The following is a 24,531-nucleotide window of genomic DNA, read 5'->3' on the forward strand; positions in this document are numbered from 1 at the left end:
GACTGCCCGGCGACCACCCCCGCGGACGAGACCCAGCGCCCATGGCACCGCGGACCCCGTCGGTGTTCAACCCCGGGTCAGTGACAGCAGGTCACGCGCGGGACCGGTCGGGCGGTGTCCCACCGGCCACACCGCCCTGAGGTCCCGGGTCAGGGCCACCCCTTCCACCGGCACCCGCACCAGCCGCCGCATCGCCAGCTCCTCCCCCACCGCCAGTTCGCTCAGCACCGCCGGGCCCGCGCCGCTCACCGCCGCCGCCTTCACCGCGGTCGTCGAGGACAGCTCGATGAGCGGCCGGGCCAGTCCTCCCAGCGCCGCGTCCAGGACCTGGCGGGTGCCGGAGCCCTTCTCGCGCAGGATCAGCGGTGTCGAGGCCAGTTCCCGCGCCGCCAGGGGCTGCCGGCGGCGGGCCCAGGCGTGGCCCGGGGCCGTCACCACGATCAGCCGGTCGTGGGCGATGACCACCGAGTCCAGCCCCGTCGGCACCGTCAGTCCCTCCACGAAGCCCACGTCGGCCTCGTCGGACAGGAGGCGCTGGGCGACCACCGTGGAGTTGCCCGCGTGCAGTGAGACCGCCGTGTCGGGCCGCTGCGTCCGCAGCGCCAGCAGCCACCCGGGCAGCAGGTACTCCGCGATGGTCATGCTCGCCACGACCCGCAGCCGCGAGTCGCGCCGGTCCCGCAGCGCCTGCGCGCCCGCGTCGAACGCCTCCGCCGCCTCGACGATCCGCCGCGCCCAGTCCGTCACCAGCGCGCCCGCGTCCGTGAGCCGGGAACCGCGGGGCGACCGGTCGACCAGCGCCACCCCGAGCTGCCGTTCCATCGACCGGATCCGGCTGCTGGCCGCGGGCTGGGTGATGCCGAGCTCCCGCGCCGCCCCGCCGAGGCTGCCGACCCGTGCCACCGCCAGCAGCAGCTCCAGGGCGCCGAGGTCCGGGACCCGGTGCGCCAGGGAACCGGTGACCGACGGGCCGGCCTGCTCATCCGCGTTACTCATAAACCCAGCTTATGCCGCCATAGAGGCGACCTCCCTGGTGGTGCGCCTCCCCCGTCCGGACCGTTGAGGCATGGTCACCGCCGCCCAGCCCTTCGCGCTCCCGAGGTCCGTCCGTCAGTTCGGGCCCGACTGGTACGCCACCGTCATGGGCACCGCCGTCGTCGCCACCGCAGGAGCGGGCCTGCCCCCGCACCTCCCGGGACTGCGCCCGGCGCTCGCCGCCGTCTGGGCCCTGTCCCTCGCCCTGCTGCTGACGCTGCTGTGCGCCCGGGCGGTGCACTGGGTGCGCCACCATGACCAGGCACGCGCCCACCTCCTCGACCCGGCGACCGCGCCCTACCACGGCTGCCTCGCCATGGCGCTGCTCGCGGTGGGCGGCGGTGTCCTCGGCGTCGGCCGGGACTGGATCGGCCTGCGGGCGGCCGTCGCGCTGGACGCGGTGCTCTTCACCGCCGGCACGGTCCTGGGGCTGGCCGCCGCCGTGGCCGTGCCGTACCTGATGGCCGTACGGCACAGGGTGGAGCCGGGGCAGGCCGCGCCCGTCTGGCTGCGGCCGCTGGTCGCGCCCATGGTCTCGGCCGCCGTCGGGCCGCCCCTCGTACCGCATCTGCCGCCCGGTCAGGCGCGGGAGACCCTGCTCCTGGTCTGCCTCGCGCGGTTCGGGCTGAGTCTGCTGGCGACGCTGGTGATGCTGCCGCTGGTCTTCGCCCGCCTGCTCACCGGCGGGCCGCTGCCCCTCGCCCTCACGCCGACCCTGTTCCTGGTGCTGGGCCCGCTCGGGCAGTCCACCACGGCGGCCGGCGCGTTCGCCGACGTCGCCCCCTGGGTCGTGCCGGCCCCGTACGACGAGGGGTTCGGGGTCCTCGCCGTGCTCTACGGGGTGCCCGTGATGGGGTTCACGCTGCTGTGCCTGCCTGGCCACGGCCCATGTGTGGCGCGCCCGGCGGCACGGGATGCGGTGCGCGATGACCTGGTGGTCCTTCACCTTCCCGGTCGGCACGTGCGTCACGGGCGCCGAGGCGCTGGGGCGGCACACCGGGCTGGTGGCGTACACGGGGCCGGCGGTGCTGCTGTACGGGGTGCTGGTCCTCGCGTGGGGCGCCGCGGCGGCGGGGACCGTGCGCGGGCTGGTCAGGGGCGAGCTGCTCGCAGCGCCCGCCCCAGCACCCGCGGCGCCTCGGCCAGCGACGGTCCGTACCAGGTCAGGTGCCGTCCGCTGACGAGCGCGCAGGGCAGGCCCCGGAAGGCCTCCGGGCCGTCGTCGGCGGTGAAGCGGTACGGCTCGTCCGGCAGGACCACCACGTCCGGGGCGGCGGCCCGCAGCTCCTCCAGCGGGATTCGGGGGTAGCGGTCGGGGTGCGTCGCGTACACGTGGCCGACGCCGAGGCGGGCCAGCACGTCACCGGCGAAGGTGTCGCGGCCCAGGACCATCCAGGGGCGGCGCCAGACCGGCACGACGGCCGTCCGCCGCGTCGCCGGCGGCGGCAGGGACGACCAGACGTCCTCGGCCTCGTCCAGCCAGCGCGGGTGGGACGGGACCCCGCAGGCGTCCAGGACCCGGTCCAGTTCCCGGAAGGCCTGCGGCACGTCGCGGACCTCCGTCACCAGGACCTCCGCACCGGCCTCGCGCAACGCCTCCAGGTCGGGTGCGCGGTTCTCCTCCTCGTTGGCGATCACCAGGTCGGGTGCGAGGGAGAGGATCCGGCCGGTGTCCGGGTTCTTGGTGCCGCCGACACGGACGACGTCCAGGTCCGGCGGGTGCGTGCACCAGTCGGTGGCACCGGCCAGTGCGCCGGGCGCGGACCTGGCGATGGCCTCGGTCAGCGACGGGACCAGCGAGACGGCTCTCACCGGTGTCCTCACCGGTCTCCTCACCGGTCTCCTCGCCGGCGCGGCCGGTCCCGGACCGCCTCGATGTGCTCGGCCACGGCGACGACGATCACGCGGGTGCCGGACTCGGCCGCCCGCCAGCGGTGCCGCACACCGCCGGTGAGGTAGAGCGTGTCGCCCCGGCCCAGACGGTAGGCGCGGCCCTCCGCCTCGATCTCCACCGCGCCGTCGGCGACGTACATCAACTGGTCGTTGCGGTACTGGAACTCACGGCCCGCGTCGTGTTCGCCGGTGAACTCGGAGGCGTGCATCTGGTGGTGTCCGCGCACCAGGGACCGGGTGCGCGGCCGGGACGGCGGTTCTGGCCCGCCGGCCCGGACGACGTCCACGCTGCACGCCGGGTCGGCCGCGGCGAGGAGTTCGACGGCGGTGGTGCGCAGGGCGTCGGCGACCTTCTCCAGGGAGCTGGTGCTGGGGCGCGCCCGGTCGTTCTCGATCTGGCTCAGGAACGGGACGGACAGGCCGCTGCGCTCGGCCACGACGGCGAGGGTGAGGTCCAGCGCGCGGCGCCGGCGGCGCACGGCGGCGCCCACCCGAAGGGGCTGTTCCTTGTGGTCGCCCATCGCTCCGGCTCCCTCCTTCGCGCGTCGATCCGCTCCCCGTGCCCCGGCGTCCCGGCGCACGCCGTGTGTCGAGTCGTGTGTCGAGCTGTCTGCACCCTACGCATGTTCGGCGAACCGTTTCATGCGCCCGTCACATCGGGGTCACGCGGGGAGGTGCGCGACCTCGCCTTTCGCGCCAGGGGATCCGCCGCGGGAGGCGGTGGGACGGGTGTTCCTCCGGGGGGAGAAGCAGGCGGGACAAGGAGGATCGGGGGGTGGTGCAGCGCTCTGTGGTTGTCCGGATCCCGTTCGCGGATCCCGGGGTGCGGGGCGGGACGCGGCGTGTCGCGGCCCGCCCCAGAACCCTACTGCGGTGTCATCCGGTTCAGCATGTCCGGGTGTTCCTCCAGCCACGCGGCGACGGCTTCCTCCTCGTGCCCCTGGCCGCGGTCCTTGATCGCGCTCTCCAGGCTGCCGAGCTCGTCCTCGCTCGTCCTGAAGTTCCTGGTGCACTGAGTGAGCTGCGGGTAACGCGCGGGGAACCGCTCGTTGGAGACGGTGCGGATGGTGCTGCCCTCGCCGAAGGCCTTGCGGGGTCCTCCAGCCTGGTCAGCTCGTAGTCGCGGTACGCCCAGTGCGGGGACCAGAGCGTGACGGCGATCGGCTCCTTCTCGGCGTAGGCGCGCTTCAGCTCGGCCAGCACGGCCGGGGTGGAGCCGTCGACGACCTTGTACTCCCCGTCCAGGCCGTAGCCCGGCAGGACCTCCTTCTTCAGCAGGTCCATCTCGCCGGTGCCGGGCTCGATGCCGACGATCCTCCCGTCGAAGCGGGCGGCCTCGCCCTTGAGGTCGTCGAGGGAGTCGATGTCCTGCATGTACGACGGGACGGTCAGCTCCAGGGACGTCTCGTCGTACCAGGAACCGAGGTCGTCGAGCTGCTCGCCGTACTTCTTCCAGTACTGCTCGTGGGTGGTGGGCAGCCAGGCGTCGGTCTGGAAGTCGAGGTCGCCGCTCGCCAGGGAGGTGTACAGCGGTCCGGCCTCCAACTGCTTGGTCTCGACGTCGTAGCCGCGCTGCTGGAGGGCCTCCTTCCGCAGGAAGGTGGAGGCGACGCCCTCGTCCCAGGGGATGGAGCCGATGCTGATCTTCTTGCCCCGGCCCACGTCGCCGTTCGCCGCGGTGGCGGTGCCCTTGCCGGCACCGCCGAAGACGCCCATGCCGCCCGCGACGAGCGCGAGCAGCACGACGCCGATCACGGCGACGGCCGGGCGGGGCCGGTACGACCAGATCGGCATGCCCTGGGCGGCGCGCGCCCGGGCCGCGGCGCGGCGGCCGAGCGGCGAGACCTGGGTGCCGAGGGCGCTGGTCATGCGGTCGAGGTAGATCGCGAGGATCACGATGGCGACACCGGCCTCGGAGCCGAGACCCACGTTCAGCTGCCCGATGGCCTCGTTGACGTCGCCGCCGAGACCGTCGGCGCCGACCATGCCGGCGGTGGCGGCCTTCGACAGGCCGAGCATGATGACCTGGTTGACGCCCGCCATGACGGTGGGCAGGGCGAGCGGCAGCTGGACGCGCAGCAGGATGTCGCGCCGGGACGTGCCGAACGCCTCGGCGGCCTCGACCAGTTCCCTGTCGACCTGCCGGATGCCCAGCTCGGTGATGCGGACGCCGGGGGCCAGCGCGAAGATCAGCGTGGCGACGATGCCGGCGGGGGCGCCGCTGCCGAAGAACAGGATCGCCGGGATGAGGTAGATCATCGCGGGCAGCGTCTGCATGAAGTCGAGCACCGGCCGGACCAGGCCTCTGACCGGGCTCCACGGTGAAGGACGCGTCGATCACGGCGGGGGTCGCGCCCTCGGCGCGCAGGTCCTCCCGGCCGGCTCCCTCCCTGAGCCGCTCGACCGCCCGGTCCGGTCTCCTGCCGAACACCTTGTACAGGCTCTCTGCCTCAAGCCTCGCTGACACGTTCACCTCTGTTCTCGACGGCAACGGAACGGAGCGAGGACAGGGCGCACAACAGTTGAAATGCGCAAACCGGCCTCGCTCCGGGGCGGCGCCCCCCTGGATCGCGGAAGGCAAACGCATACGTGGGGCGCCTCACAGGAGACGCGCAGGACGCAACGCGTCTGCGCACCGCGTGAGGCTGTCAGTGGTGTACGGCATGATGCGTGGCGTGACCGGACGACTGATGCTCCTCGACACCGCCTCCCTGTACTTCCGCGCCTACTTCGGTGTGCCCGATTCGGTCAGGGCACCGGACGGCACGCCGGTGAACGCCGTGCGCGGCCTCCTCGACTTCATCGACCGGCTGGTGAAGGACCACCGGCCGGAGGGGCTGGTGGCGTGCATGGACGCCGACTGGCGGCCGCACTGGCGGGTGGAGCTGATCCCCTCCTACAAGGCGCACCGCGTGGCCGAGGAGCGCGCGGCGGGACCCGACGAGGAGGAGGTGCCCGACACGCTGTCGCCGCAGGTGCCGGTCATCGAGGAGGTGCTGGACGCGCTCGGCATCGCGCGCGTGGGGGTCGCGGGCTACGAGGCGGACGACGTCATCGGCACGTTCACCGCGCGGGCGAAGGGCCCGGTCGACATCGTCACGGGCGACCGGGACCTGTACCAGCTGGTGGACGACGCGCGCGGGGTGCGCGTGCTGTACCCGCTGAAGGGCGTGGGCACGCTGCAGCTCACCGATGAGGCGGTGCTGCGCGAGAAGTATGGGGTCGGCGGCAGCGGGTACGCGGATCTGGCCCTGCTGCGCGGCGACCCCAGCGACGGCCTGCCGGGCGTCCCGGGCGTCGGCGAGAAGACGGCCGCGAAGCTGCTCGCCGAGTTCGGCGACCTGGCCGGGATCATGGCGGCGGTCGAGGACCGGCGGTCGAAGCTGACGCCGACACAGCGCGGGCGGCTGGACGAGGCGCGTCCGTATCTCGCGGTCGCGCCGAAGGTGGTCCGGGTCGCGGACGACGTTCCGCTCCCGGCGGTGTCGACGGCTGTGCCGCGCACCCCGCGCGACCCGGCGGCGCTGCGGACGCTGGCGACCCGCTGGGGGCTGGGCGGGTCGCTGGAGCGTCTGCTGGCGACGCTGGCGGCGTGAGCCTTCCGGGAGGAGGGTGGCACGACCTCCCCCGGGAGGTGTGAGAGGGGACCGAGGTGCTAACTTAGGTAACCCTAACCATGCGAGACAGGGAGGTCCTCATGGCAGAGCGACCGGGACGCCAGCCGCGCAGGACATACTCCGCCCAGGTCGTCCGCACCGAGCGGCTGACCCCTCACATGCAGCGTGTGGTGCTCGGCGGACAGGGCCTCGCCGACTTCGCGGCGCAGACGTGCACGGACCACTACGTGAAGCTGCTGTTCGCGCCCCCGGGCGTGACCTATCCGGAACCCTTCGACGTGCAGCGTGTCCGCGACTCGCTGCCGCGCGACCAGTGGCCCGTCACCCGGACGTACACCGTCCGCCAGTGGGACGCCGAACACCGCGAGCTGACGCTGGACTTCGTCGTCCACGGCGACGAGGGCCTGGCCGGGCCGTGGGCCGTGCGGGTCCGGCCGGGCGAGACCGTGCGGTTCATGGGACCCGGCGGGGCGTACGCGCCCGACCCGGAGGCCGACTGGCATCTCCTCGCCGGCGACGAGAGCGCGCTGCCCGCGATCGCCCGCGCCCTGGAAGCCCTGCCGCGCGGTGCCGGGGCCCACGCCTTCGTGGAGGTCTCGGGCCCCGAGGAGGAACAGAAGATCGACTCCGACGTGGAGGTCGTCTGGCTGCACCGCGGCGGCCGGCCCCGGGGCGAGGCCCTGGTCGAGGCCGTACGGAACCTGGAGTTCCCCGAGGGCCGGGTGCACGCCTTCGTCCACGGCGAGGCGCACTTCGTGAAGGAGCTCCGCAGTCTGCTGCGGGGCGAACGCGGCATCCCCCGCGAGGACCTGTCCCTCTCGGGTTACTGGCGGCTGGGCCACAACGAGGACGGCTGGCAGGCGTCGAAGCGCGAGTGGAACGCCCGGATCGAGGCGGAGCAGGAGAACACGCCGGCGGCCTGAGGCCCACCCCCCGGCACGGCCGGGCACTACCCCGGCACGACCGCCGGTCGTCCCGCACACGTGCTGTCCGCCGTCGCGCTCCGGCCTCGTACGCTGGGCCGCGATGAGACGCAAGAGCCGCATCCCGCCCTCTCCGCTGCCGCAGCGCCACGGTGTCGACCCGGTGCGCGTACGGCTGCCCGCCTCCGGCGCGTGGGGCACCGTGCGCGAGCACCTGGTGGAGCGGCTGTCCGGGGCGGGTGACGGCGTCGTCGACGGGATGTTCGAGGCGGGGCTGATCGTGGGAGCGGACGGTGCGGCCGTGCCGGCGGACGCCCCCTACGTGCCCGGGATGTTCGTGTGGTTCCACCGCGAGCTGCCCGCCGAGGTGCCGGTGCCCTTCCCGCTGGAGGTCGTGCACCGGGACGAGCACATCGTCGTCGCGGACAAGCCGCACTTCCTCGCCACCACGCCGCGCGGCGGTCATGTCGCCGAGACCGCGCTGGCCCGGCTGCGCCGCGGGCTGGACCTCCCCACGCTCGGCGCCGCGCACCGCCTGGACCGGCTCACGGCCGGACTCGTCCTGTTCACCGTGCGCCCGGAGGAACGGGGCGCGTACCAGACACTCTTCCGCGACCGGCGGGTGCGCAAGGAGTACGAGGCCGTCGCCCCCGTCGATCCCGCCCTCGCGCTCCCCCGGACCGTGCGCAGCCGCATCGTGAAGGAGCGCGGGGTGCTCACGGCCCGGGAGGTGCCGGGCGAGCCCAACGCCGTGAGCCGCGTCGAACTGGTCGAGCACCGGCCGCGGGGCACCGGCCGGCTGGGCCGGTACCGGCTGCTCCCCGCGACCGGCCGGACGCACCAGCTGCGCGTGCACATGACCGCGCTGGGCGTGCCGATCCTGGGCGATCCCCTCTACCCCGACGTGACCGCGCCCGAGCCGGCCTGTGACTTCTCCCGCCCGCTGCAACTGCTGGCGCGCTGCCTGGAGTTCACCGACCCGGTCACCGGCGAGGAGCACCGCTTCCGCAGCGCCCGGGTGCTCGCGGCCTGGGCGTCGTACGACCGGTGGGCCGCCGGGGCGGACAGCGGCCCGTCGGACGGTCGCTGACCGCGTCCCCCGGCAGCCCAGCGCCCGCGGCCCGGACGCCGTACGACCCGTGGACCGTCCCGGCGGTCAGCAGCCCGGACAGGTCAGCAGCCGCGCCACCAGGTCAGGAAGCGCTGCCGGACGCCCTTGCCGCGCACCGGCTCCCGCGGAACCGGCCGCGGGGGCGCCGCCCAGGGCTGAGGCTGTGCGGGAACCGGCTCGGGCTGTGGTTGGGGCTGGGCGACGGCGGCCGCGGGCTGCGGCGGGACCGTGCCCGTCGCGGGCTGGGGCTGGGCGGCCGCCGGGGCCGGTGAGGTGCCGATCGGCCAGTCCGCACGCTGGGGCGGGACCACCCCGTGGTGGGGCCTCTCGCTGACGTCCTGCGGCGGCTTGGGCGAGAACTGCACGGGCAGTTCCACCAGGTGCCGGGAGGCGATGGACGCCGTCCAGCGCAACTCGTCCTCGTGGCAGTCGAGTTCGACGTCCGGCAGCCGCAGCAGCAGCGCGTCGACGCCGACGTCGGCGATGGAGCGGCCGATGTCCTGCCCCGGGCACTCGTGCGGGCCGGCGCCGAACGCCAGGTGGGAGCGGTTGCCCTGCATGCCGGCCTTCAGGTCGGGCCGCACCCGCGGATCGACGTTGGCCGGGAGCGGGGCGAAGAGCAGCCCGTCGCCCCGGCGGATGCGCTGCCCGCCGAGCTCGGTCTCCTGCTTGGCGAAGTAGGCGAAGACCGTGCTGAACGGCGGCTCGTCCCACAGCGACTGCTCCACCGCCTCCGGCACCGTCAGCCGGCCGCCGTTGAGCTGGGCCCGGAAGCGCGGGTCGATCAGCACCGTGAGCAGCACGTTGGACAGCAGGTTGGTGGTGGCCTCGTAGGCGGCGAAGAGCACCAGGCGCAGGTGCTCCCGGACCTCGTCGTCGGTCAGGCGGGCGGGGTGGTTGATCAGGTAGCTGGCGAGGTCCTCCTCCGGCTGGGCGCGCCGCCGGGCGGTGAGCCGGCCGAGGGCGTCCATGACGTGGGCGTGGCTGGTGATGGCGGTCTCTGTGCCCTTGAGGGCGTCGCGGGCTGCCTCGACGAGACGGTCGTCGTACGCGTCGGGCATGCCGAGGATCTCGCACACCACGGCCATCGGCAGATGCTCGGTGAACTGGCCGACGAGGTCCGCCTCGCCCTGCTCGCAGAAGCGGTTGACGATGGCCTGGGTGCTGCGGTTGATGTAGCGGCGCAGGCTGCGGAAGTCGATGGTCGAGATGGCGCCCACGACCGCGCCGCGCAGCCGCCTGTGCTCGCCCTCGGCGTGCGAGGCGATGGGCTGCCAGGCGATGTGCGGCATCAGCGGGTGGTCGGGCTTGACCAGGCCGTCCCGCAGCGGGGTCCAGATGCGGCTGTCGCGGCAGAACTGCGAGGGCGAGCGGACCATGTGCAGGGGGACTTGCTGGTGGATATGTCAGGCAGCTGTCGGACTTTCCACACATAGAGGAACAAGCGCACGAATTCGCCTCAAGACGGTGCGCTGCGGGCGAGCTTAGTCCGAGCGGATCATCGCCGTGTCATATTCGGCATCCACCGGAAACCGGTCAGGAGGGAGAGTAGGCTCACTCGTTTACACGCTGCGACATCGTTCGAATGCTCTGCGTAACGACGAACGCGCGCACGAAAGCCCACTCGCCGTGACGGGTGAGTGGGCTTCAGTACGTTGCCGTGCCGGGGGCGGCGATCACCCCACCGACGAGTAGGCGACGACCCCCCGCAGCAGCAGATCGACGCCCTTGCGGGCGTTCTTCACGACGGAGGACCCCTGCGGCGCCGCCGCCGCGATCTGCCCCAGCACGTCGATGACCTGCTTGCACCATCGCACGAAGTCGCCCGCCGGCATCTCCGCCTCCCGCAGCACCTCGTCGAGCCCCTTGCCGTTGGCCCACATGTACGCCGCCCAGGCGAAGCCGAGGTCCGGCTCGCGCTGCCCGACCCCTTCGGTCTGGGTGATCCGGAACTCCTCCTCCAGCGCGTCCAGCCGCCCCCAGATCCGCACCGTCTCGCCCAGCGCGGCCTTGGCCTTCCCGGAGGGCAGCTTCGGCGCCAGCGCGTCGTCCCCGACCCGCGACTCGAACACCAACGCCGAGACGCATCCGGCGAGTTCGGCCGGGCCGAGCCCCTCCCAGACGCCCTCGCGCAGGCACTCGCTGGCCAGCAGGTCAAGCTCGCCGTAGAGCCGGGCCAGCCGCTTGCCGTGCTCGGTGACCTCGTCGCCGCGCAGATAGTCCAGCTCGGTCAGCAGCGCGACGATACGGTCGAACGTCCGGGCGATCGTGTTCGTCCGGCCCTCGATCCGCCGCTCCAGCTGGGAGGTGTCCCGCAGCAGCCGGTGGTACCGCTCGGCCCAGCGGGCGTGGTCCTCACGGTCGTTGCACCCGTGGCAGGGGTGGGCGCGCAGCGCGGTGCGCAGCCGGGCGATCTCGCGGTCGTCGGCCGCCTGGGAGCGCGGCTTGCGATGCCGGTCGGCCGGGATGTGCCCGGCCTTGGTGCGCAGCGCCGACGCCAGGTCCCGACGCGACTGCGGGGAGCGCGGGTTGAAGGACTTCGGGATCCGCATCCGCTCCAATGGCTCGACCGGCACCGGGAAGTCCATCGACGCCAGCCGCTTGACCTGCCGCTCTGCGGTCAGCACCAGCGGGCGGGGACCGTCGTGGTGGTCGAAGCCGCGGTGCCCGTTCGAACGGCCCGCGGGCAGCCCCGGGTCCAGCACCAGCGCCAGTCCCGCGTACTTGCCGGTGGGCACGTGGATGACGTCGCCGGGCTTCAGCTTCTCCAGCGCCACGGCGGCCTCCGCGCGCCGCTGTGCCGCGCCCTGCCGGGCCAGATCGTTCTCCCGGTCCTTGAGCTCGCGGCGCAGCCGCGCGTACTCCTCGAAGTCGCCGAGGTGGCAGGTCATGGAGGCCTTGTAGCCCTCCAGCCCTTCCTCGTTGCGCTGCACCTGACGCGAGATGCCGACGACCGACTTGTCGGCCTGGAACTGCGCGAACGACGTCTCCAGCAGCTCGCGCGAGCGGTGCCGGCCGAACTGCTCGACCAGGTTGACCGCCATGTTGTACGACGGCTTGAAGCTGGAGCGCAGCGGGTACGTGCGCGTGCCGGCCAGGCCCGCCAGGTGCTCGGGGCTCATGCCGCGCTGCCAGAGCACCACGGCGTGGCCCTCGACATCGATGCCGCGCCGCCCGGCCCGGCCCGTCAGCTGGGTGAACTCGCCCGGGGTGATGTCCGCGTGCTGCTCGCCGTTCCACTTGACGAGCTTCTCCAGCACCACCGAGCGGGCGGGCATGTTGATGCCGAGGGCGAGCGTCTCGGTGGCGAACACGGCCTTGACCAGGCCGCGCACGAACAGTTCCTCGACGACCTCCTTGAAGGTCGGCAGCATGCCGGCGTGGTGGGCGGCGATACCGCGCTCCAGGCCCTCCAGCCACTCGTAGTAGCCGAGGACGTGCAGGTCCTCCCGGGGGATCGACGCCGTGCGCTCCTCGACGAGGGAGCGGACGCGCTCGCGCGCCTCCTCGTCGTTGAGCCTCAGGCCCGCGTACAGGCACTGCTGGACGGCGGCCTCGCAGGCGGCGCGGCTGAAGATGAAGGTGATGGCGGGCAGCAGCCCTTCGGCGTCGAGCCGCTCGATGACCTCGGGCCGGCTCGGCGTCCACACCCGGGAGCGCTGTCGGCGCTCGCGCTCACGGTCGGCCTCGCGCAGCGACCGGCCGCGCCGGCGGTCCTGGTACGAGGGCCGGCTCGCCTCCATGCGCGCCATGCGCGTGAGGTCGGGGTTGACGGCCTTCTTCTGACCCTCGCCCTCCTCGAACAGGTCGTACATCCGCCGCCCGGCCAGCACGTGCTGGAACAGCGGCACGGGCCGGTGCTCGGAGACGATCACCTCGGTGTCGCCGCGGACCGTGTCGAGCCAGTCGCCGAACTCCTCGGCGTTCGACACCGTCGCCGAGAGCGAGACCAGCGTGACCGACTCGGGCAGGTGGATGATCACCTCTTCCCACACGGCGCCGCGGAAGCGGTCGGAGAGGTAGTGCACCTCGTCCATGACCACGTAGCCGAGGCCCAGGAGGGTCTGGGAGCCGGCGTACAGCATGTTCCGCAGCACCTCGGTGGTCATCACGACCACCGGGGCGTCGGAGTTCACGCTGTTGTCGCCGGTGAGCAGGCCCACCTTCTCCGTGCCGTAGCGGCGGCACAGGTCGGCGTACTTCTGGTTGGACAGCGCCTTGATCGGTGTCGTGTAGAAGCACTTCCTGCCCTGCCCGAGGGCGAGGTGGACGGCGAACTCGCCGACGATCGTCTTGCCGGAGCCGGTGGGCGCGGCGACCAGCACGCCCTTCCCCGCCTCGAGCGCCCGGCAGGCCTCGATCTGGAAGGGGTCGAGGCCGAAGTCGTACATCTCGCGGAAGGAGGCGAGCGCGGTGGCCTGCTCGGCAGCGCGCTTACGGGCTGCCGCGTACCGCTCGGCCGGTGAGAGATCCTCTGTCATCGTGGTTTCGAGCGTACCGGGCCGCACTGACAACAGGACGATCATTATCCGGATCCGTCCCCGTGGAACCGGGGAACGGCGCAGCTCAGCGGCGGCGGGCCGGGCGGGCCTCAGGGCCCGACGACCCGCACGCCCCCGCGCACGCAGCGCGCGCTCAGCGGCAGAGGCCCCAGCGGCTCCCCGTCCGCGTACCCCGTGATGCCCTCTGCGGCCAGTTCCACCCGGGCCGCCCTCAGCACGCTCACCTTCGGATGCTCGACGTGGGTGCCCCGGTAGACCCGCGGGAACACCCGCAGCAGCGTCCTGCGGTCGCAGTCCCCCACCACGGTGATGTCGAACAGCCCGTCGGTGAGGTCGGCGCCGGGGCAGATCCGCATGCCGCCGCCGTAGGACGGGCCGTTGCCGACGGCCACCAGGGTCGCCTCCAGCTCGCGGACCTCGCCGCCGTCGAGCCGGATCCGGTACGGCACGGGCCGGAACCCGGCGAGCTCGGGGACCATCGCGAGTTCGTACCGGAAGCGGCCGGCGATCCGGCCCATGCGGTTGCCGCGGTCGTTGACCCGGGAGTCGAGGCAGGCGGCGAGGACGGTGCCGAACCAGCGGTCGCCCACCCGGCCGAGGTCGATGTCGCGGACCCGGCCGCACTTGAGCGCGTCGGCGATCATGCGGCCCGCCGCGGCCGGTTCCCGCACCGGCAGGCCGAGGGCCCGGGCGAAGTCGTTGCCGGTGCCGACGGCGACCAGGCCGAGCGGGGTGCGGGTGCCCGCGACGGCCTGCAGGGCGAGGTTGGCCATGCCGTCGCCGCCGACGGCGATCAGCGCTCCGGTCCCGCCTGCGACGGCTTCACACGCGCGCCTGAGGGCGTCCGGGGCGTCCTCCCCGAGCACGGTGCGCACCGAGAAGCCGGCCGCCCGCAGAGCGGAAGCGGCCGGCTGCGCCGCGCGGGCGCCCCGGCCGCGGCCCGCGGTGGGGTTGACGAAGAGGGTGAGCTCGCTGGTCACGTGAGAGACCCTACGAGCTGCCCGGTGATCTTCAGGTCACGTCGTCATAACCGTTGACCCGGTCCGAACGGTCCGCGCCCGCCTGCTCCGGCAGCGCCGCACGGCTGGTCGTCACGGGCTCGATCCCGCCGATGTCCTCGGGCGTGAGATCCAGCACGGAGGCCTCGTCGTCGGCGGGCCCGAGGGCCTCGCGGCGGCTGCGCCGGCGGTCGTTGAGCAGGGAGAGGAGCGTGGCGCCGAAGTACAGGATCCAGATCGGCCCGGCGAGCATCAGCATGGTGAGCGGGTCGGTGCTGGGCGTGGCGATGGCCGCGAACACCGTGATGCCCATGATCATGCCGCGCCACCAGCCGAGCATGCGCTTGCCGGTGATGGCCCCGGTGAGGTTGAGCATCACCAGCAGCAGCGGCAGCTCGAAGGAGAGGCCGAAGACGAGCACCATCCGCATGACGAGGTCGAGCAGTTCGTCCAGCGGGAGGAGGTTGGACGTGCCGCCCGGGGTGAACTCCAGGAGCACCTTGGCCGTGGTGGGCAGGACCGTGTACGCGAAGTAGGCGCCGGTGACGAACAGCGGGGCGCCCGTGGCGACGAAGGCGTAGGCGTACTTCTTCTCGTGCCGGTGCAGGCCCGGCGCGACGAAGGCCCACAGCTGGTAGAGCCAGACCGGCGAGGCCAGCACGACACCGGCCATCAGCGACACCTTCAGGGCGAGCGTGAAGGGGGTGAGGAGGCCGTTGATCGTGATCTGCGCGCACGGCTCGGTGCCCGCCTGCGACCGGGCCAGTTCGGCGAAGGTCTTCTCACAGCCGACCGAGTCGAGGATCGGCTTGGTGATCAGGTTGATGATGTCGTTGTAGAAGAAGGCGGCGAAGACCGTGACGACGACGATCGCCAGAATCGCCTTGGCGAGCCGGTTGCGGAGCTCGCGAAGGTGCTCCGCGAGAGGCATCCGCCCCTCGGGGTCCTTCTCCTTCTTGCGGGCAGACTTCAGCAACCCACGTTCCCATCTCGTGCGGCGGGCCGGAGGTCACCGGCCCTGCGTCAGCGCTTGGTCGTGTCCGTCGGCTCGTTGACCGGGCGGGAGCTGGTCACGTCGCCGGGGGCTGCCTGGATGGTGCGCTGAGAGGGCTCGTCGTCGGAGGGAGGGCCGGCCGGGGTGGTGGACGACTTGTTCTCGTCCTTCATCGCCTTGGCCTCGCTCTTGAGGATGCGGGCCGACTTGCCGAGCGACCGCGCCATGTCCGGAAGCTTCTTCGCGCCGAACAGCAGGATGATGACGACGAGGATGAGAATGATCTCGGGGGCTCCGAGCCTTCCGAACATAAGTCTTTACCTTCTCACCGAGGCGGCTGTGGTGGGATGCCGTCCGACCGGTCGGACACATGTCCGAACGATCGTGCTGACAGCGATCGTAACGCTCGGGGGTGAACGTGAGGCAATCCCTCTGCGTCCCCCGTGCGTACTCCCGTCCGCGACCAGTGCCTCGTTAACCGGGTCGCGACCAGCAGCGTACCTGTCCGAAGCGCACGGGTGACAGGGCGAACCGCCCCAAAGCGCAACTCACGGGCACCGCTCGGACGGCTCACAGGGCGTCGGCGGACCGGGCCGCGCTCTCCGCCGCCCGCTCCAGGTCCTCGGCGGCCCGGTTGATGCGGCGCGCCGAGTCGGTGACCTGCCTGCCCAGGCGCTGCGCCTCCACGAAGACCCGTACGGCGAGCACCCCGAGGACGGCGAGACCCACGGACCCCAGAGCAATCGCGAACATCGGCCAGAACATGACGTCGAGCCTAGACCGTCCGGACGGGCCGGCCGCCCCGCCCCTCCGGACGGCGTCTGCCCTGCGGACCGGGACCGTCCCGGCCCCTCAGACGGTGGAGTGCAGCCGCAGCGTGCGCACGCCGCCGGCGGTGAGGAGTTCCACGATCCGCTCCCCCGCGGGCTTGCGGACGGACGCGCCACACGCCGGGCAGGTGAAGGAGTAGAACGTCGTACGGCTGGAGGCGCCGATGGCCAGGCGCAGGGCGCCCGCGGTCAGCTCGAAGCGCTCCCGGCAGTCCGGGCAGCCCGCCCGGAACACCACCGGAGCCACGCTTCTCATCCCGGAGAACGCGGACTCCACCGTCATGCCCCGCACACCGGACGTCGCCGACTCGCTCACAGTCGCTCCTCTTCCTGGGGTCGTTCGCCTCGGGGGCGGCACGGCAGGCCGCCCCGGACGCCCGCGCCGGGCCGCCGGCGCCGGCGCCGGTGAGCGCCTCGGCTCACGCGGGTCCGCCGTCGGGCCCGTCCGCGGCCGCGTGCGCCACGGGCACCGCGTGCGGCCCGGGCACCGCGGCCGGTTCCGCGCCGCCCACCTCGGCCGTCTCGATGCCGTCGTAGGCCGCCAGCGCCTCGCGCGCGGCCTGCCGCGCACTGTCGGCGAGCTCCGGCGGAGAGACGATCCGGCCGTCCCGGCCGAGCCGCAGCGCCAGGCGGCGCAGCGACGCCGGGTCGGGCGTCCGCAGAGTGATACGCAGCCCGCCGTCGGCCAGCTCATCCGCACTGTCGTGCGGGTAGTACTCGGCGACCCAGCGGCCGCCGGGCCCGACCTCGACCACGACCTCCGGGTCCTCGGCCGCGGGCTGCACCAGCGCCTCCGACAGGTCGCGCAGCTCGATCTCCGGGGGCGCCGACGGCTCGTCCAGGATCCTGATCTCGGCGACCCGGTCGAGGCGGAAGGTGCGGCGCGCCTCCGAGCGGCGGCACCAGGCCTCGACGTACGTGTGCCCGACGCTGACCAGGCGGATCGGGTCGATCTCCCGCTCGGTCACCTCGTCGCGCGCGGGCGAGTAGTAGCGGATCCACAGGCGGCGGCGCTCGGCGATCGCCCGGTCGACGTCCGCGAAGACGCCGCCCTCGGACTCGAAGGTGACCGACAGCCGTGAGCTGGCGCCCGCCGCCTCGCCGGCCGCGGTCTCCACCTTGGCGGTCGCCCGCAGCAGCGCCTGCCGGTCACTCTCGCGCAGTCCGGGCAGGGTGGCCACGGCCCGGGCCGCGACGAGCAGCGCGGTGGCCTCGTCGGCGGCGAGCCGGAGCGGTTCGGCGGCCTCCGCCGCGAGTGCGGCCGGGTTGTGCCACCAGATGCGCTCGCCGTCGGTGTCGATGTCGAGCAGGTCGCCACCGCGGAAGCTGGTGCCGCACATGGGCAGCACGTCGAGGTCGGAGACCAGCTCGTCCTCGGTGATGCCGAAGGCGCGCGCGACGTCCTCGACCCGCGCCCCGGGGCGCTCCCTCAGGTACGTCACCAGCGAGAGCATCCGCCGGGTCTGGTCGATGGCGTTCACGGGCCTGACCGGTTTGCCTGCCACTGTCTTGCTCCGCTCCCCCTCAGCCCTTGGCCACGGCCCGCAGCCGGTCCACGACGTCGGCCCGCAGCTCGGCGGGCTCCAGCACCACCACGTCCGGCCCGAACTCCACCAGCCAGGCGTCCAGCCCGTGGCCGTACGGAATCTCCAACTCGTCCCAGCCGTCGCCGAGTTCCCGGACCGCGGTGGCTTTCGCCCGAAGGGGGTACCCCGCGTCCGAGCGCAGCCGGATCCGGGCCGAGCGGTCGGCGATCTCCCCCGCCCAGCCGGCGACGGTCTCCCGGACGGTGACGACGTCCGGCACGGGAGCCGTGTAGCGGCCGCCGCGGGAGCGGACCTTGCCGGTGATCCGGGACAGCCGGAAGACCCGCTCGGCGCCCCGGTCGCGGTCCCAGCCCGCCAGGTACCAGTGGCCGCGCCAGCACTCCAGCGCCCACGGCTCGACGTGCCGCTGCTGGGGGTGGGCGGCGGTGGCCTTGCGGTAGTCGAACACGACGGGGCGGCGGTCCCGGCAGGCCAGCATCAGCGGTTCGAACGCCGCCTCGTGCACGGGGATCCGGGGCTCCAGCGCGCCGTGCGGCCCGTACGGGTCGACGTCCTCGGGGAGTCCCGCGGCGCGCAGCTTCTGCAGGGCACCGCTGGCCGCGCCGGCGAGCCGGGCCTGCTGCCACACCTTGGCGGCGAGGCCGAGCGCGGCGGCCTCCTCGGCGTCCAGGGTGATGGCCGGGAGGCGGTTGCTGTCGCGGCGGGCCAGGTAGCCGATCTCGCCCTCGAGGCTCTCGACGGTTTCGATGACCAGTCCGAGTTCGCGCAGGTCGTCCTTGTCGCGCTCGAACATGCGGTTGAAGGAGTCATCGGACCCGGTCGCGCCGTTGCCGGGCCCGAAGGTCTCGACGTAGGCCTCGATGGAGTCGCGCAGCTCTCGCTTGCTGAGCGGACGTCGCGTCCCGAGCAGACACAGCGCCAGGTTCATCAGCCGCTCGGCCTTGGCAATGGCCATCGACGCCCTTCGCCTCCCTATGGTGCTTGACGACGTCGACCGTACCGCTCCGCGGTGGCCCGGCAAAAGCCGAGGCCCATGCCCGAACAGGCATGGGCCCCGCTTGATCGGGTGTGTCGGACCCTGCTCAGACCCCGAGCAGGTCGACCACGAAGATCAGCGTCTCACCGGGCTTGATCGCCGGGGTCGGGCTCTGGTTGCCGTAGGCGAGGTGGGCGGGAATGGTCAGCTGGCGGCGGCCGCCGACCTTCATGCCCTGCACGCCCTGGTCCCAGCCCTTGATGACCCGGCCGCCGCCCAGCGGGAAGCGGAAGGGGGTGCCGCGGTTCCAGCTGGCGTCGAACTCCTCGCCCGTGCTGAAGGCGACACCGACGTAGTGGACGGTGACGGTCTGGCCGGCCTGCGCGACGGGGCCGTCGCCCTCCCAGATGTCCTTGATCTCGAGGTCCGCCGGGGGCTCGCCGCCCGGGAAGTCGATCTCGGGCTTGTCGATGCTCACTTCATCTCTCCTTGTTGCGTGACCTGCGTCGGGAACAGTCTCACAGACGATCGGGTCAGACCGTGCCGAGGATGTCCACCGTGAAGACCAGTGTGTTCTTGGCGAGCTCGCTGCTCGGGTTCGCGCCGTAGCCGAGCGAGGGCGGGATCACCAGCAGGACCCGGTCGCCCACGCGCTTGCCGACGAGGCCCTTGTCCCAGCCCGCCACCACGGAGCCGTTGCCGATCTGGAAGGCGGTGGCGCCGCCGTGGTCCCAGGAGGAGTCGAACTTCTTGCCGTCCTCCCACTTGACCCCGGTGTACTGGGCGATGAGCCCCTGACCGGCTTCGACCTTCTCGCCGTCGCCCTTGATCAGCACCTGCTCCCCGAGCTCCTTGGGTGCCTTGGCGCCCTCGGGGATGGTGATGGCCGCCGCCTTCCGCGACGGGGACTCCACCTCGGGCAGGCCCGCCTCGGAGGAAGCCTGCTCGCCCTTCACCTCGGCCCTGGTGTCGACGGAGGCGGCACCGACCGGGTCGACCACCCAGACCAGCACGTCCTTCGCGGCGATCCCCGAGGAGGTGTTCAGGCTCTGGCCGATCAGGTCGCCCGCGGTGCCCTGCACGAGGATCCGGCTGCCCGGCTTCTTGCCCTTCACCGCGTCGAGGACCTTCTCGGGCAGCTGCTGGCTCGGCTTGCCGATCTGCTCGACGGACTGCCGCCGGGGCCCCTGGCCGCCGGCCGACTGGGCGGACCAGGTACCGCCGAGTTCCTGGTCACCCCCCCACTTCTCGACGGTCCAGTCCAGGCGGACGAAGTCCGAGGCCTTGATCGCCTCGCCGGTGCCCTGCGACACCGTCTTGACCACGGTCTCCTCGGACGGCTCGGCGTCCTTGGGCACGGAGATCTCGGGCTTCGCCCCGACCTTCCCCTTGACCTCGGCGACGCCGCCGGCCGAGTCGCCGTTGTCACCGTCGTCCGATCCGCACGCGGCGGTGAACAACAGGGCGGGAACGGCCAGCAGCGCGGCCACGCGTCGTTTCGTGTTGTAGTTCATCAGTCCAACTGGGATCGGGGGTGGGGGGCCAACGGCCGCCACTCTACGGCGTGGGCGGCTCCGAGCACGGTTCACCGGGACACGGCGTCGCCCGGGCGGCTCACGAGGCCCGGGCGACGTCACCGCGTGTGCCGGTTCACCGGCGGCCGGTCAGGAAGCCGTGCCACCCTTCAGCGAGCGGAGCTTGCCGAGGAACTTCCCGCGGTCCATGCGGTCGGCCGGGCCCCCGTCGTGCGCTCCGTCCGCGTAGGTGGCGTCGACGACCGTGTCGCCGGTCTCCCGGTAGAGGAAGTTGGGCGTCATGGCCGGGGCCTTCTCCGAGTCGACCTTCTCGTAGGCGCTGCCGAAGACGACGAGCGAGGCGCCCTTGCGGAAGGTCTTCTTCGCCGGAGCCTCCTCGATCTCGTAGCGGACGCCGTCGGCGGTGCCGCCCATCGAACGGACGACGACCTCGGAGCCCTCCTTCAGGTGGCCCTTGTGCACCTCGTCGACCCGGACGACGACGGGCGTGTAGACGACCTCGAAGGCGGATCCGTCGTCGAGCAGGTCCTTGGCGTACACGTCGGGACGCGTGGCTACGACCGTGCCCTCGAAGACGTTCTCGTTCATCGGGAACGCGAGGGCGGCCGCGGGGCTGCTGTCGACCGCGTACGGGTGCCCCGAGACGACGCTGACGGCGTCGCCCGCGTCCTGCTCGGCCGCCCGGTCCCGGCTCTCGCCGCCGGTCCCGGCGCACGCCGTGGCGCCGAGGGCGGCCAGCGCGAGAAGCGCGGCGACGCGCGCCGGAGTGCTGTGCCGCTTGCTGCGTACTGCGCTCATCGTTCGTTTCCCCCGTTCAGTAGATGGCCCGGACGCCCGCGATGTCGTCGCTGTTCAGCGCGCGGCGGGTGCCGGTGTTGATCGCCGTCATGACCGACTTCTTCTCGGCGTCGGTGTACGACGTGCCGTCCGGGCAGTGCGGCGCCCACGGGTGGGCGAGGCCGGTGAAGTGGCCGACCTCGTGCACGGCCACCGTCTGCACGTCCGCCTTGCCCTGGCTGATGTTCTGGCTGCCGTTGACCCAGCGGAACCGGTTGGACAGGTACAGCGTTCCGCCGTTATGGGTGCGGCCGGAGCGCTGTGCTGCGGCGTATCCGGGCGCGCTGCCCATGAGGCTGGTGTAGCTGCAGGAGGCGCGGAAGGCGTAGATCTGCCAGCCGCTGGTGTAGACGGGCGTGTTGTAGCGCAGTGCGGAACCGCTGCGGTTCCACTGCCTGAGTCCGCCGTTCAGACCGGCCCGCAGGCCGCTGGGGAACGTGGTGTTGGCGGCTATGGTCCAGCCGTTGGAGGTGCTGTTCCACTTCGTCACGCCGGTGCGGCAGTACGCCTCGGCGGACGAAGCGCTCACCCCCACCAGCGCCGTCGCGATCACGGTTCCCGCGGTGGCGAGGACGGCCGCGTGACGAGTCCTTGCCGTGACAGAGCGCACGATGAGCCGCCGTTGTGTGTCGATGCTTCCGGGGCCCCGGGCGGGGCCCCACAGCGATGCCGTCAAACTGGTCATGGTCATGACGGCTGACCCAGAAGCTAACACCGGGCCACTGACAGGGACATGCGGTTTTGTGCGGGGCGGCGCACGAGGGCGGAACTCCCCCGGCGGACACCCCGTGCGCGTCACACCCGGCTGCCGGGCCGCGTGTGATAGAGGCGCGCCCGCGCTCAGCGCTGCACCATCGCCGCGAATCATTCCAAAGCGTGCGTGAATCAATGATTCCGGTCAGTGCGGCGCAGCACGTCGGCAAGTGAGATCCTTCACGCCAGATCTACGGAAAGACCCGATGCCCGGAGGTACGGGTACCTCCGGGCATCGGGTCGGGGGCGGGCCGGAACGGGCTCGCGGACACCGGCTCACATACCGGCGATCAGCTTCTCCACCCGGTCGTCCACCGAACGGAAGGGGTCCTTGCACAGGACGGTGCGCTGGGCCTGGTCGTTGAGCTTGAGGTGCACCCAGTCGACCGTGAAGTCACGGCGCTGCTCCTGGGCCCGCCGGATGAAGTCGCCGCGCAGCCGGGCCCGAGTGGTCTGCGGCGGAACGGACTTGCCCTCGAAGATCTTCAGGTCGTTGCAGACCCGGGCCGCCTGGCCCTTCTTCTCGAGCAGGTAGTACAGGCCACGACGGCGGTGGATGTCGTGGTACGCGAGATCTATCTGAGCGACCCGCGGATGCGACATGGTCATGTTGTTCTTGCTGCGGTAGCGCTCGATGAGCTTGTACTTCATGACCCAGTCGATCTCGGTGCCGATGCGGTCGAGGTCCTCGGTCTCGATCGCGTCCAGCGTGCGGCCCCACAGCTCCAGGACCTGCTCCACGGTGCCGGTGCGGATGCCGCGGCGCTCGCAGAAGTCCAGCGCCTTCTCGTAGTACTCGCGCTGCACCTCCAGGGCGGAGGCCTCCCGGCCGCTGGCCAGGCGGACCTTGCGGCGGCCGGTGATGTCGTGGCTGACCTCGCGGATCGCCCGGATGGGGTTCTCCAGGGTCAGGTCCCGCATCACCGTGCCCGCCTCGATCATGCGCAGCACCAGGTCGGTGGCGCCGACCTTGAGCAGCATGGTCGTCTCGGACATGTTGGAGTCGCCCACGATGACGTGCAGCCGGCGGTAGCGCTCGGCGTCCGCGTGCGGCTCGTCGCGCGTGTTGATGATCGGCCGGGACCGGGTCGTCGCCGAGGAGACCCCTTCCCAGATGTGCTCGGCCCGCTGGCTCACGCAGTACACGGCCCCGCGCGGGGTCTGCAGCACCTTGCCGGCACCGCACAGCAACTGCCGGGTGACCAGGAACGGGATCAGAATGTCCGCGAGACGCGAGAACTCCCCGTGCCGCGCCACGAGATAGTTCTCGTGGCAACCGTAGGAGTTGCCCGCCGAGTCGGTGTTGTTCTTGAAGAGGTAGACGTCGCCCGCGATTCCCTCCTCGTGCAGGCGTCGTTCGGCGTCCACCAGGAGTCCTTCGAGAATGCGCTCGCCGGCTTTGTCGTGGGTGACCAGTTCGATCACGTTGTCACATTCGGGTGTCGCGTATTCCGGATGCGATCCCACGTCGAGATAGAGGCGGGCGCCGTTTCGCAGAAAGACATTGCTGCTGCGGCCCCATGACACGACACGGCGGAAGAGGTACCGCGCCACCTCGTCAGGAGACAGGCGGCGCTGTCCCCTGAACGTGCACGTGACGCCGTACTCGTTCTCCAGCCCGAAAATGCGGCGGTCCATGAGGGAACATTACGCCCGATCCCCTGAACTGAAACGGGGTTCGGGGGCACGGTTCGGATCATTTTCCGAGCCGGCCGCAACGACCGCTCCCTGGCCGGGAGCTGCGACTACCCGTCCTGTGGCGGTCAAGACCAGCAGGGACACGCCACCCGCGGCGGCCGGGACGGCGAAGCCCCACAAGGCCCCGCCCGCCTCCACGACGGGCCCCGCGACACCCGCTCCGACCGAATGGCCCACGGTGAACGTCGTCACCAGCCAGGAGAACGCCTCGGTGACGGTGCCGCGCGGGGCGTGCCGGTCGACCAGGACGAACGCGCAGGCGATGGCGGGGGCGAGGAAGACCCCGGCGAGCGCCGCCAGCGCCACCATGGGCACCGCGTCCGGCATCAGCATCAGCGGCAGGTAACACACCACCAGAAGGGCCACGAGCACCCGCAGTCGCCGAGCGGGCTCACCGGCCCACTGCCGCGCCCCGTAGACCGCGCCGCCGACCAGGGCCCCGAACCCCAGGGCCGCCATCAGCCAGCCGTACACGGCGTCCCCGCCGTGCGCGTCGGCGTACGGCACGGAGGCGACCGTGATGGACCCCAGCGCCATGCCGATGAACAGGAACGCCGCGAGCAGGGCCAGCAGCCCCGCCGAGCGCAGCGCGCCCAGCCAGTGGGCCTCGCGCGGCGCCGACCGCCAGGCACGCGAGGGCGGCGACACCACCACCGACAGCGCCCCCAGCACCCCCACCCCGTTCAGCACGAGCAGCGCGGCCTGGGCCGACCAGAGGGACACGCACAGCGTCACCAGCAGCGGCCCGACGGTGAACATCACCTCCTGGGCCACGGCGTCCATCGCGTACGCCGTGTGCACCTGGTCCTCCCGGCGCAGGACCGCGGGCCACAGGGCCCGCAGCCCGCCCTCCAGGGGCGGCGTGAAGAGCCCGGCGGCCGCGACGGCCGCGTACGCGAGCGGCAGCGGCCCGGTCCCGGCGAAGGCGAAGACGGCCATGGCGAGGGCGGACAGGACGGCCGCGGGCAGTTGCACCAGCGGCTGTCCCCGCAGGTCCACCAGCCGCCCCAGCACGGGCTGCCCCACGGCGTTCGCGGCGCCGTACACGGCCGCCAGCGCTCCCGCGAGGCTGTACGAGCCGCCCTCGGCGCGGACGAACAGCACGATCGCGATCGCCGCCGTGGCGTTGGGCAGCCGTCCCACGAGCGTGCCGGCGAGCAGACGTGCGGCGTGTCGCGCCCGGAGGATCTCGAGGTATCCCGTGGCCATGTCCCCGCCTTAGGTTTTACGTATAACTCCGGCTTCCATACGTACCATGTCCGCTGTTCACGAGTCCAGACGA

Annotated in this window: 20 protein-coding genes and 4 pseudogenes; 4 read left to right on the forward strand and 20 right to left on the reverse strand. The window is 72.3% G+C overall.

Translation table 11 applies throughout. The features are described 5' to 3' along the window. Positions 1 to 66: 66 nt before the first annotated feature. Positions 67 to 996 (reverse strand): LysR family transcriptional regulator, encoded by a 930-nt coding sequence (locus ACFW6P_RS04450; RefSeq protein ID WP_386358242.1) that lies wholly within the window; start codon positions 994 to 996, stop codon positions 67 to 69. Positions 997 to 1,066: 70 nt separating this feature from the next. Here ACFW6P_RS04450 and ACFW6P_RS04455 point away from each other — a divergent pair. Continuing rightward, a pseudogene (locus tag ACFW6P_RS04455) lies at positions 1,067 to 2,216 on the forward strand (TDT family transporter). Here the strand turns inward: ACFW6P_RS04455 and ACFW6P_RS04460 are convergent. From ACFW6P_RS04460 to ACFW6P_RS04475, 4 genes and pseudogenes are all read right to left on the reverse strand, one after another. After that, positions 2,128 to 2,847 (reverse strand): helical backbone metal receptor, encoded by a 720-nt coding sequence (locus ACFW6P_RS04460; RefSeq protein WP_386358281.1) that lies wholly within the window; start codon positions 2,845 to 2,847, stop codon positions 2,128 to 2,130. The pseudogene ACFW6P_RS04455 and the gene ACFW6P_RS04460 sit on opposite strands and share 89 nt — an antisense overlap. 20 nt (positions 2,848 to 2,867) lie before the next feature. Next, positions 2,868 to 3,449, reverse strand: a complete 582-nt coding sequence (locus tag ACFW6P_RS04465; RefSeq protein WP_386358244.1) for a helix-turn-helix domain-containing protein — start codon at positions 3,447 to 3,449, stop codon at positions 2,868 to 2,870. A gap of 350 nt (positions 3,450 to 3,799) precedes the next feature. Continuing rightward, a pseudogene (locus tag ACFW6P_RS04470) lies at positions 3,800 to 5,238 on the reverse strand (ABC transporter permease/substrate binding protein); the annotation flags it as partial. Further along, positions 5,234 to 5,395, reverse strand: a pseudogene (locus tag ACFW6P_RS04475) (glycine/betaine ABC transporter ATP-binding protein); the annotation flags it as partial. The pseudogenes ACFW6P_RS04470 and ACFW6P_RS04475, both read right to left, overlap by 5 nt. Before the next feature lie 199 nt (positions 5,396 to 5,594). Between ACFW6P_RS04475 and ACFW6P_RS04480 the strand changes: the two are divergent. The 3 genes from ACFW6P_RS04480 to ACFW6P_RS04490 all read left to right on the forward strand — a co-directional run bounded on the left by ACFW6P_RS04480 (position 5,595) and on the right by ACFW6P_RS04490 (position 8,558). Then, positions 5,595 to 6,524 carry a 5'-3' exonuclease H3TH domain-containing protein gene (locus tag ACFW6P_RS04480; RefSeq protein ID WP_386358283.1) on the forward strand — a complete coding sequence of 310 codons (930 nt, stop codon included), beginning with the start codon at positions 5,595 to 5,597 and terminating at the stop codon, positions 6,522 to 6,524. Positions 6,525 to 6,625: 101 nt separating this feature from the next. Continuing rightward, a complete protein-coding gene (locus ACFW6P_RS04485) occupies positions 6,626 to 7,468 on the forward strand; it encodes a siderophore-interacting protein (protein ID WP_386358246.1) in 843 nt (280 codons plus the stop codon). Between the two features lie 103 nt (positions 7,469 to 7,571). Next, positions 7,572 to 8,558, forward strand: coding sequence for an RluA family pseudouridine synthase (locus ACFW6P_RS04490; RefSeq protein WP_386358247.1), 987 nt, complete (start codon positions 7,572 to 7,574; stop codon positions 8,556 to 8,558). Positions 8,559 to 8,641: 83 nt separating this feature from the next. Here ACFW6P_RS04490 and ACFW6P_RS04495 read toward each other — a convergent pair. From ACFW6P_RS04495 to ACFW6P_RS04565, 15 genes and pseudogenes are all read right to left on the reverse strand, one after another. Continuing rightward, a pseudogene (locus tag ACFW6P_RS04495) lies at positions 8,642 to 9,964 on the reverse strand (cytochrome P450); the annotation flags it as partial. 291 nt (positions 9,965 to 10,255) lie between these two features. After that, positions 10,256 to 13,105, reverse strand: coding sequence for a DEAD/DEAH box helicase (locus ACFW6P_RS04500; protein ID WP_386422913.1), 2,850 nt, complete (start codon positions 13,103 to 13,105; stop codon positions 10,256 to 10,258). A gap of 65 nt (positions 13,106 to 13,170) precedes the next feature. Continuing rightward, positions 13,171 to 14,061: a diacylglycerol kinase gene (locus ACFW6P_RS04505; RefSeq protein WP_386422914.1), complete on the reverse strand. Its 891-nt coding sequence runs from the start codon at positions 14,059 to 14,061 to the stop codon at positions 13,171 to 13,173. 31 nt (positions 14,062 to 14,092) lie between these two features. Next, a complete protein-coding gene (tatC, locus tag ACFW6P_RS04510; protein ID WP_386422915.1) occupies positions 14,093 to 15,055 on the reverse strand; it encodes a twin-arginine translocase subunit TatC in 963 nt (320 codons plus the stop codon). A gap of 47 nt (positions 15,056 to 15,102) precedes the next feature. Beyond that, the gene (gene tatA, locus ACFW6P_RS04515) at positions 15,103 to 15,384 is read right to left on the reverse strand and encodes a Sec-independent protein translocase subunit TatA (protein WP_386358255.1); all 282 of its coding nucleotides are present in this window, start codon (positions 15,382 to 15,384) and stop codon (positions 15,103 to 15,105) included. A 259-nt stretch (positions 15,385 to 15,643) separates the two neighbouring features. Next, on the reverse strand, positions 15,644 to 15,838 hold the full coding sequence (locus ACFW6P_RS04520; RefSeq protein WP_386358257.1) for a hypothetical protein: 195 nt from the start codon (positions 15,836 to 15,838) through the stop codon (positions 15,644 to 15,646). An 87-nt stretch (positions 15,839 to 15,925) separates the two neighbouring features. After that, the gene (locus ACFW6P_RS04525; RefSeq protein WP_386422916.1) at positions 15,926 to 16,219 is read right to left on the reverse strand and encodes a hypothetical protein; all 294 of its coding nucleotides are present in this window, start codon (positions 16,217 to 16,219) and stop codon (positions 15,926 to 15,928) included. Positions 16,220 to 16,322: 103 nt separating this feature from the next. Beyond that, complete coding sequence (locus tag ACFW6P_RS04530; protein WP_386422917.1) at positions 16,323 to 17,408, reverse strand: helix-turn-helix transcriptional regulator; 1,086 nt, start codon at positions 17,406 to 17,408, stop codon at positions 16,323 to 16,325. A 19-nt stretch (positions 17,409 to 17,427) separates the two neighbouring features. Then, positions 17,428 to 18,405 carry a helix-turn-helix transcriptional regulator gene (locus ACFW6P_RS04535; RefSeq protein WP_386422919.1) on the reverse strand — a complete coding sequence of 326 codons (978 nt, stop codon included), beginning with the start codon at positions 18,403 to 18,405 and terminating at the stop codon, positions 17,428 to 17,430. A gap of 127 nt (positions 18,406 to 18,532) precedes the next feature. Next, the gene (locus tag ACFW6P_RS04540) at positions 18,533 to 18,904 is read right to left on the reverse strand and encodes an FKBP-type peptidyl-prolyl cis-trans isomerase (protein ID WP_019754140.1); all 372 of its coding nucleotides are present in this window, start codon (positions 18,902 to 18,904) and stop codon (positions 18,533 to 18,535) included. A gap of 55 nt (positions 18,905 to 18,959) precedes the next feature. Beyond that, positions 18,960 to 19,940, reverse strand: coding sequence for an FKBP-type peptidyl-prolyl cis-trans isomerase (locus ACFW6P_RS04545; protein WP_386358265.1), 981 nt, complete (start codon positions 19,938 to 19,940; stop codon positions 18,960 to 18,962). A gap of 150 nt (positions 19,941 to 20,090) precedes the next feature. Then, entirely contained in the window at positions 20,091 to 20,759 is a 669-nt protein-coding gene (locus ACFW6P_RS04550; RefSeq protein ID WP_386422921.1) for a hypothetical protein, read from the reverse strand. 16 nt (positions 20,760 to 20,775) lie between these two features. Beyond that, positions 20,776 to 21,351, reverse strand: a complete 576-nt coding sequence (locus ACFW6P_RS04555; protein ID WP_386422923.1) for a matrixin family metalloprotease — start codon at positions 21,349 to 21,351, stop codon at positions 20,776 to 20,778. Positions 21,352 to 21,827: 476 nt separating this feature from the next. Further along, positions 21,828 to 23,189, reverse strand: coding sequence for a Pup--protein ligase (pafA, locus tag ACFW6P_RS04560; protein WP_386358270.1), 1,362 nt, complete (start codon positions 23,187 to 23,189; stop codon positions 21,828 to 21,830). Positions 23,190 to 23,198: 9 nt separating this feature from the next. After that, positions 23,199 to 24,458, reverse strand: a complete 1,260-nt coding sequence (locus ACFW6P_RS04565; RefSeq protein ID WP_386422924.1) for an MFS transporter — start codon at positions 24,456 to 24,458, stop codon at positions 23,199 to 23,201. Positions 24,459 to 24,531 lie beyond the last annotated feature (73 nt).

Origin of the sequence: Streptomyces sp. NPDC058741 (assembly GCF_042746715.1) — a bacterium.
In the GTDB taxonomy this organism is placed as follows: Bacteria; Actinomycetota; Actinomycetes; order Streptomycetales; family Streptomycetaceae; genus Streptomyces.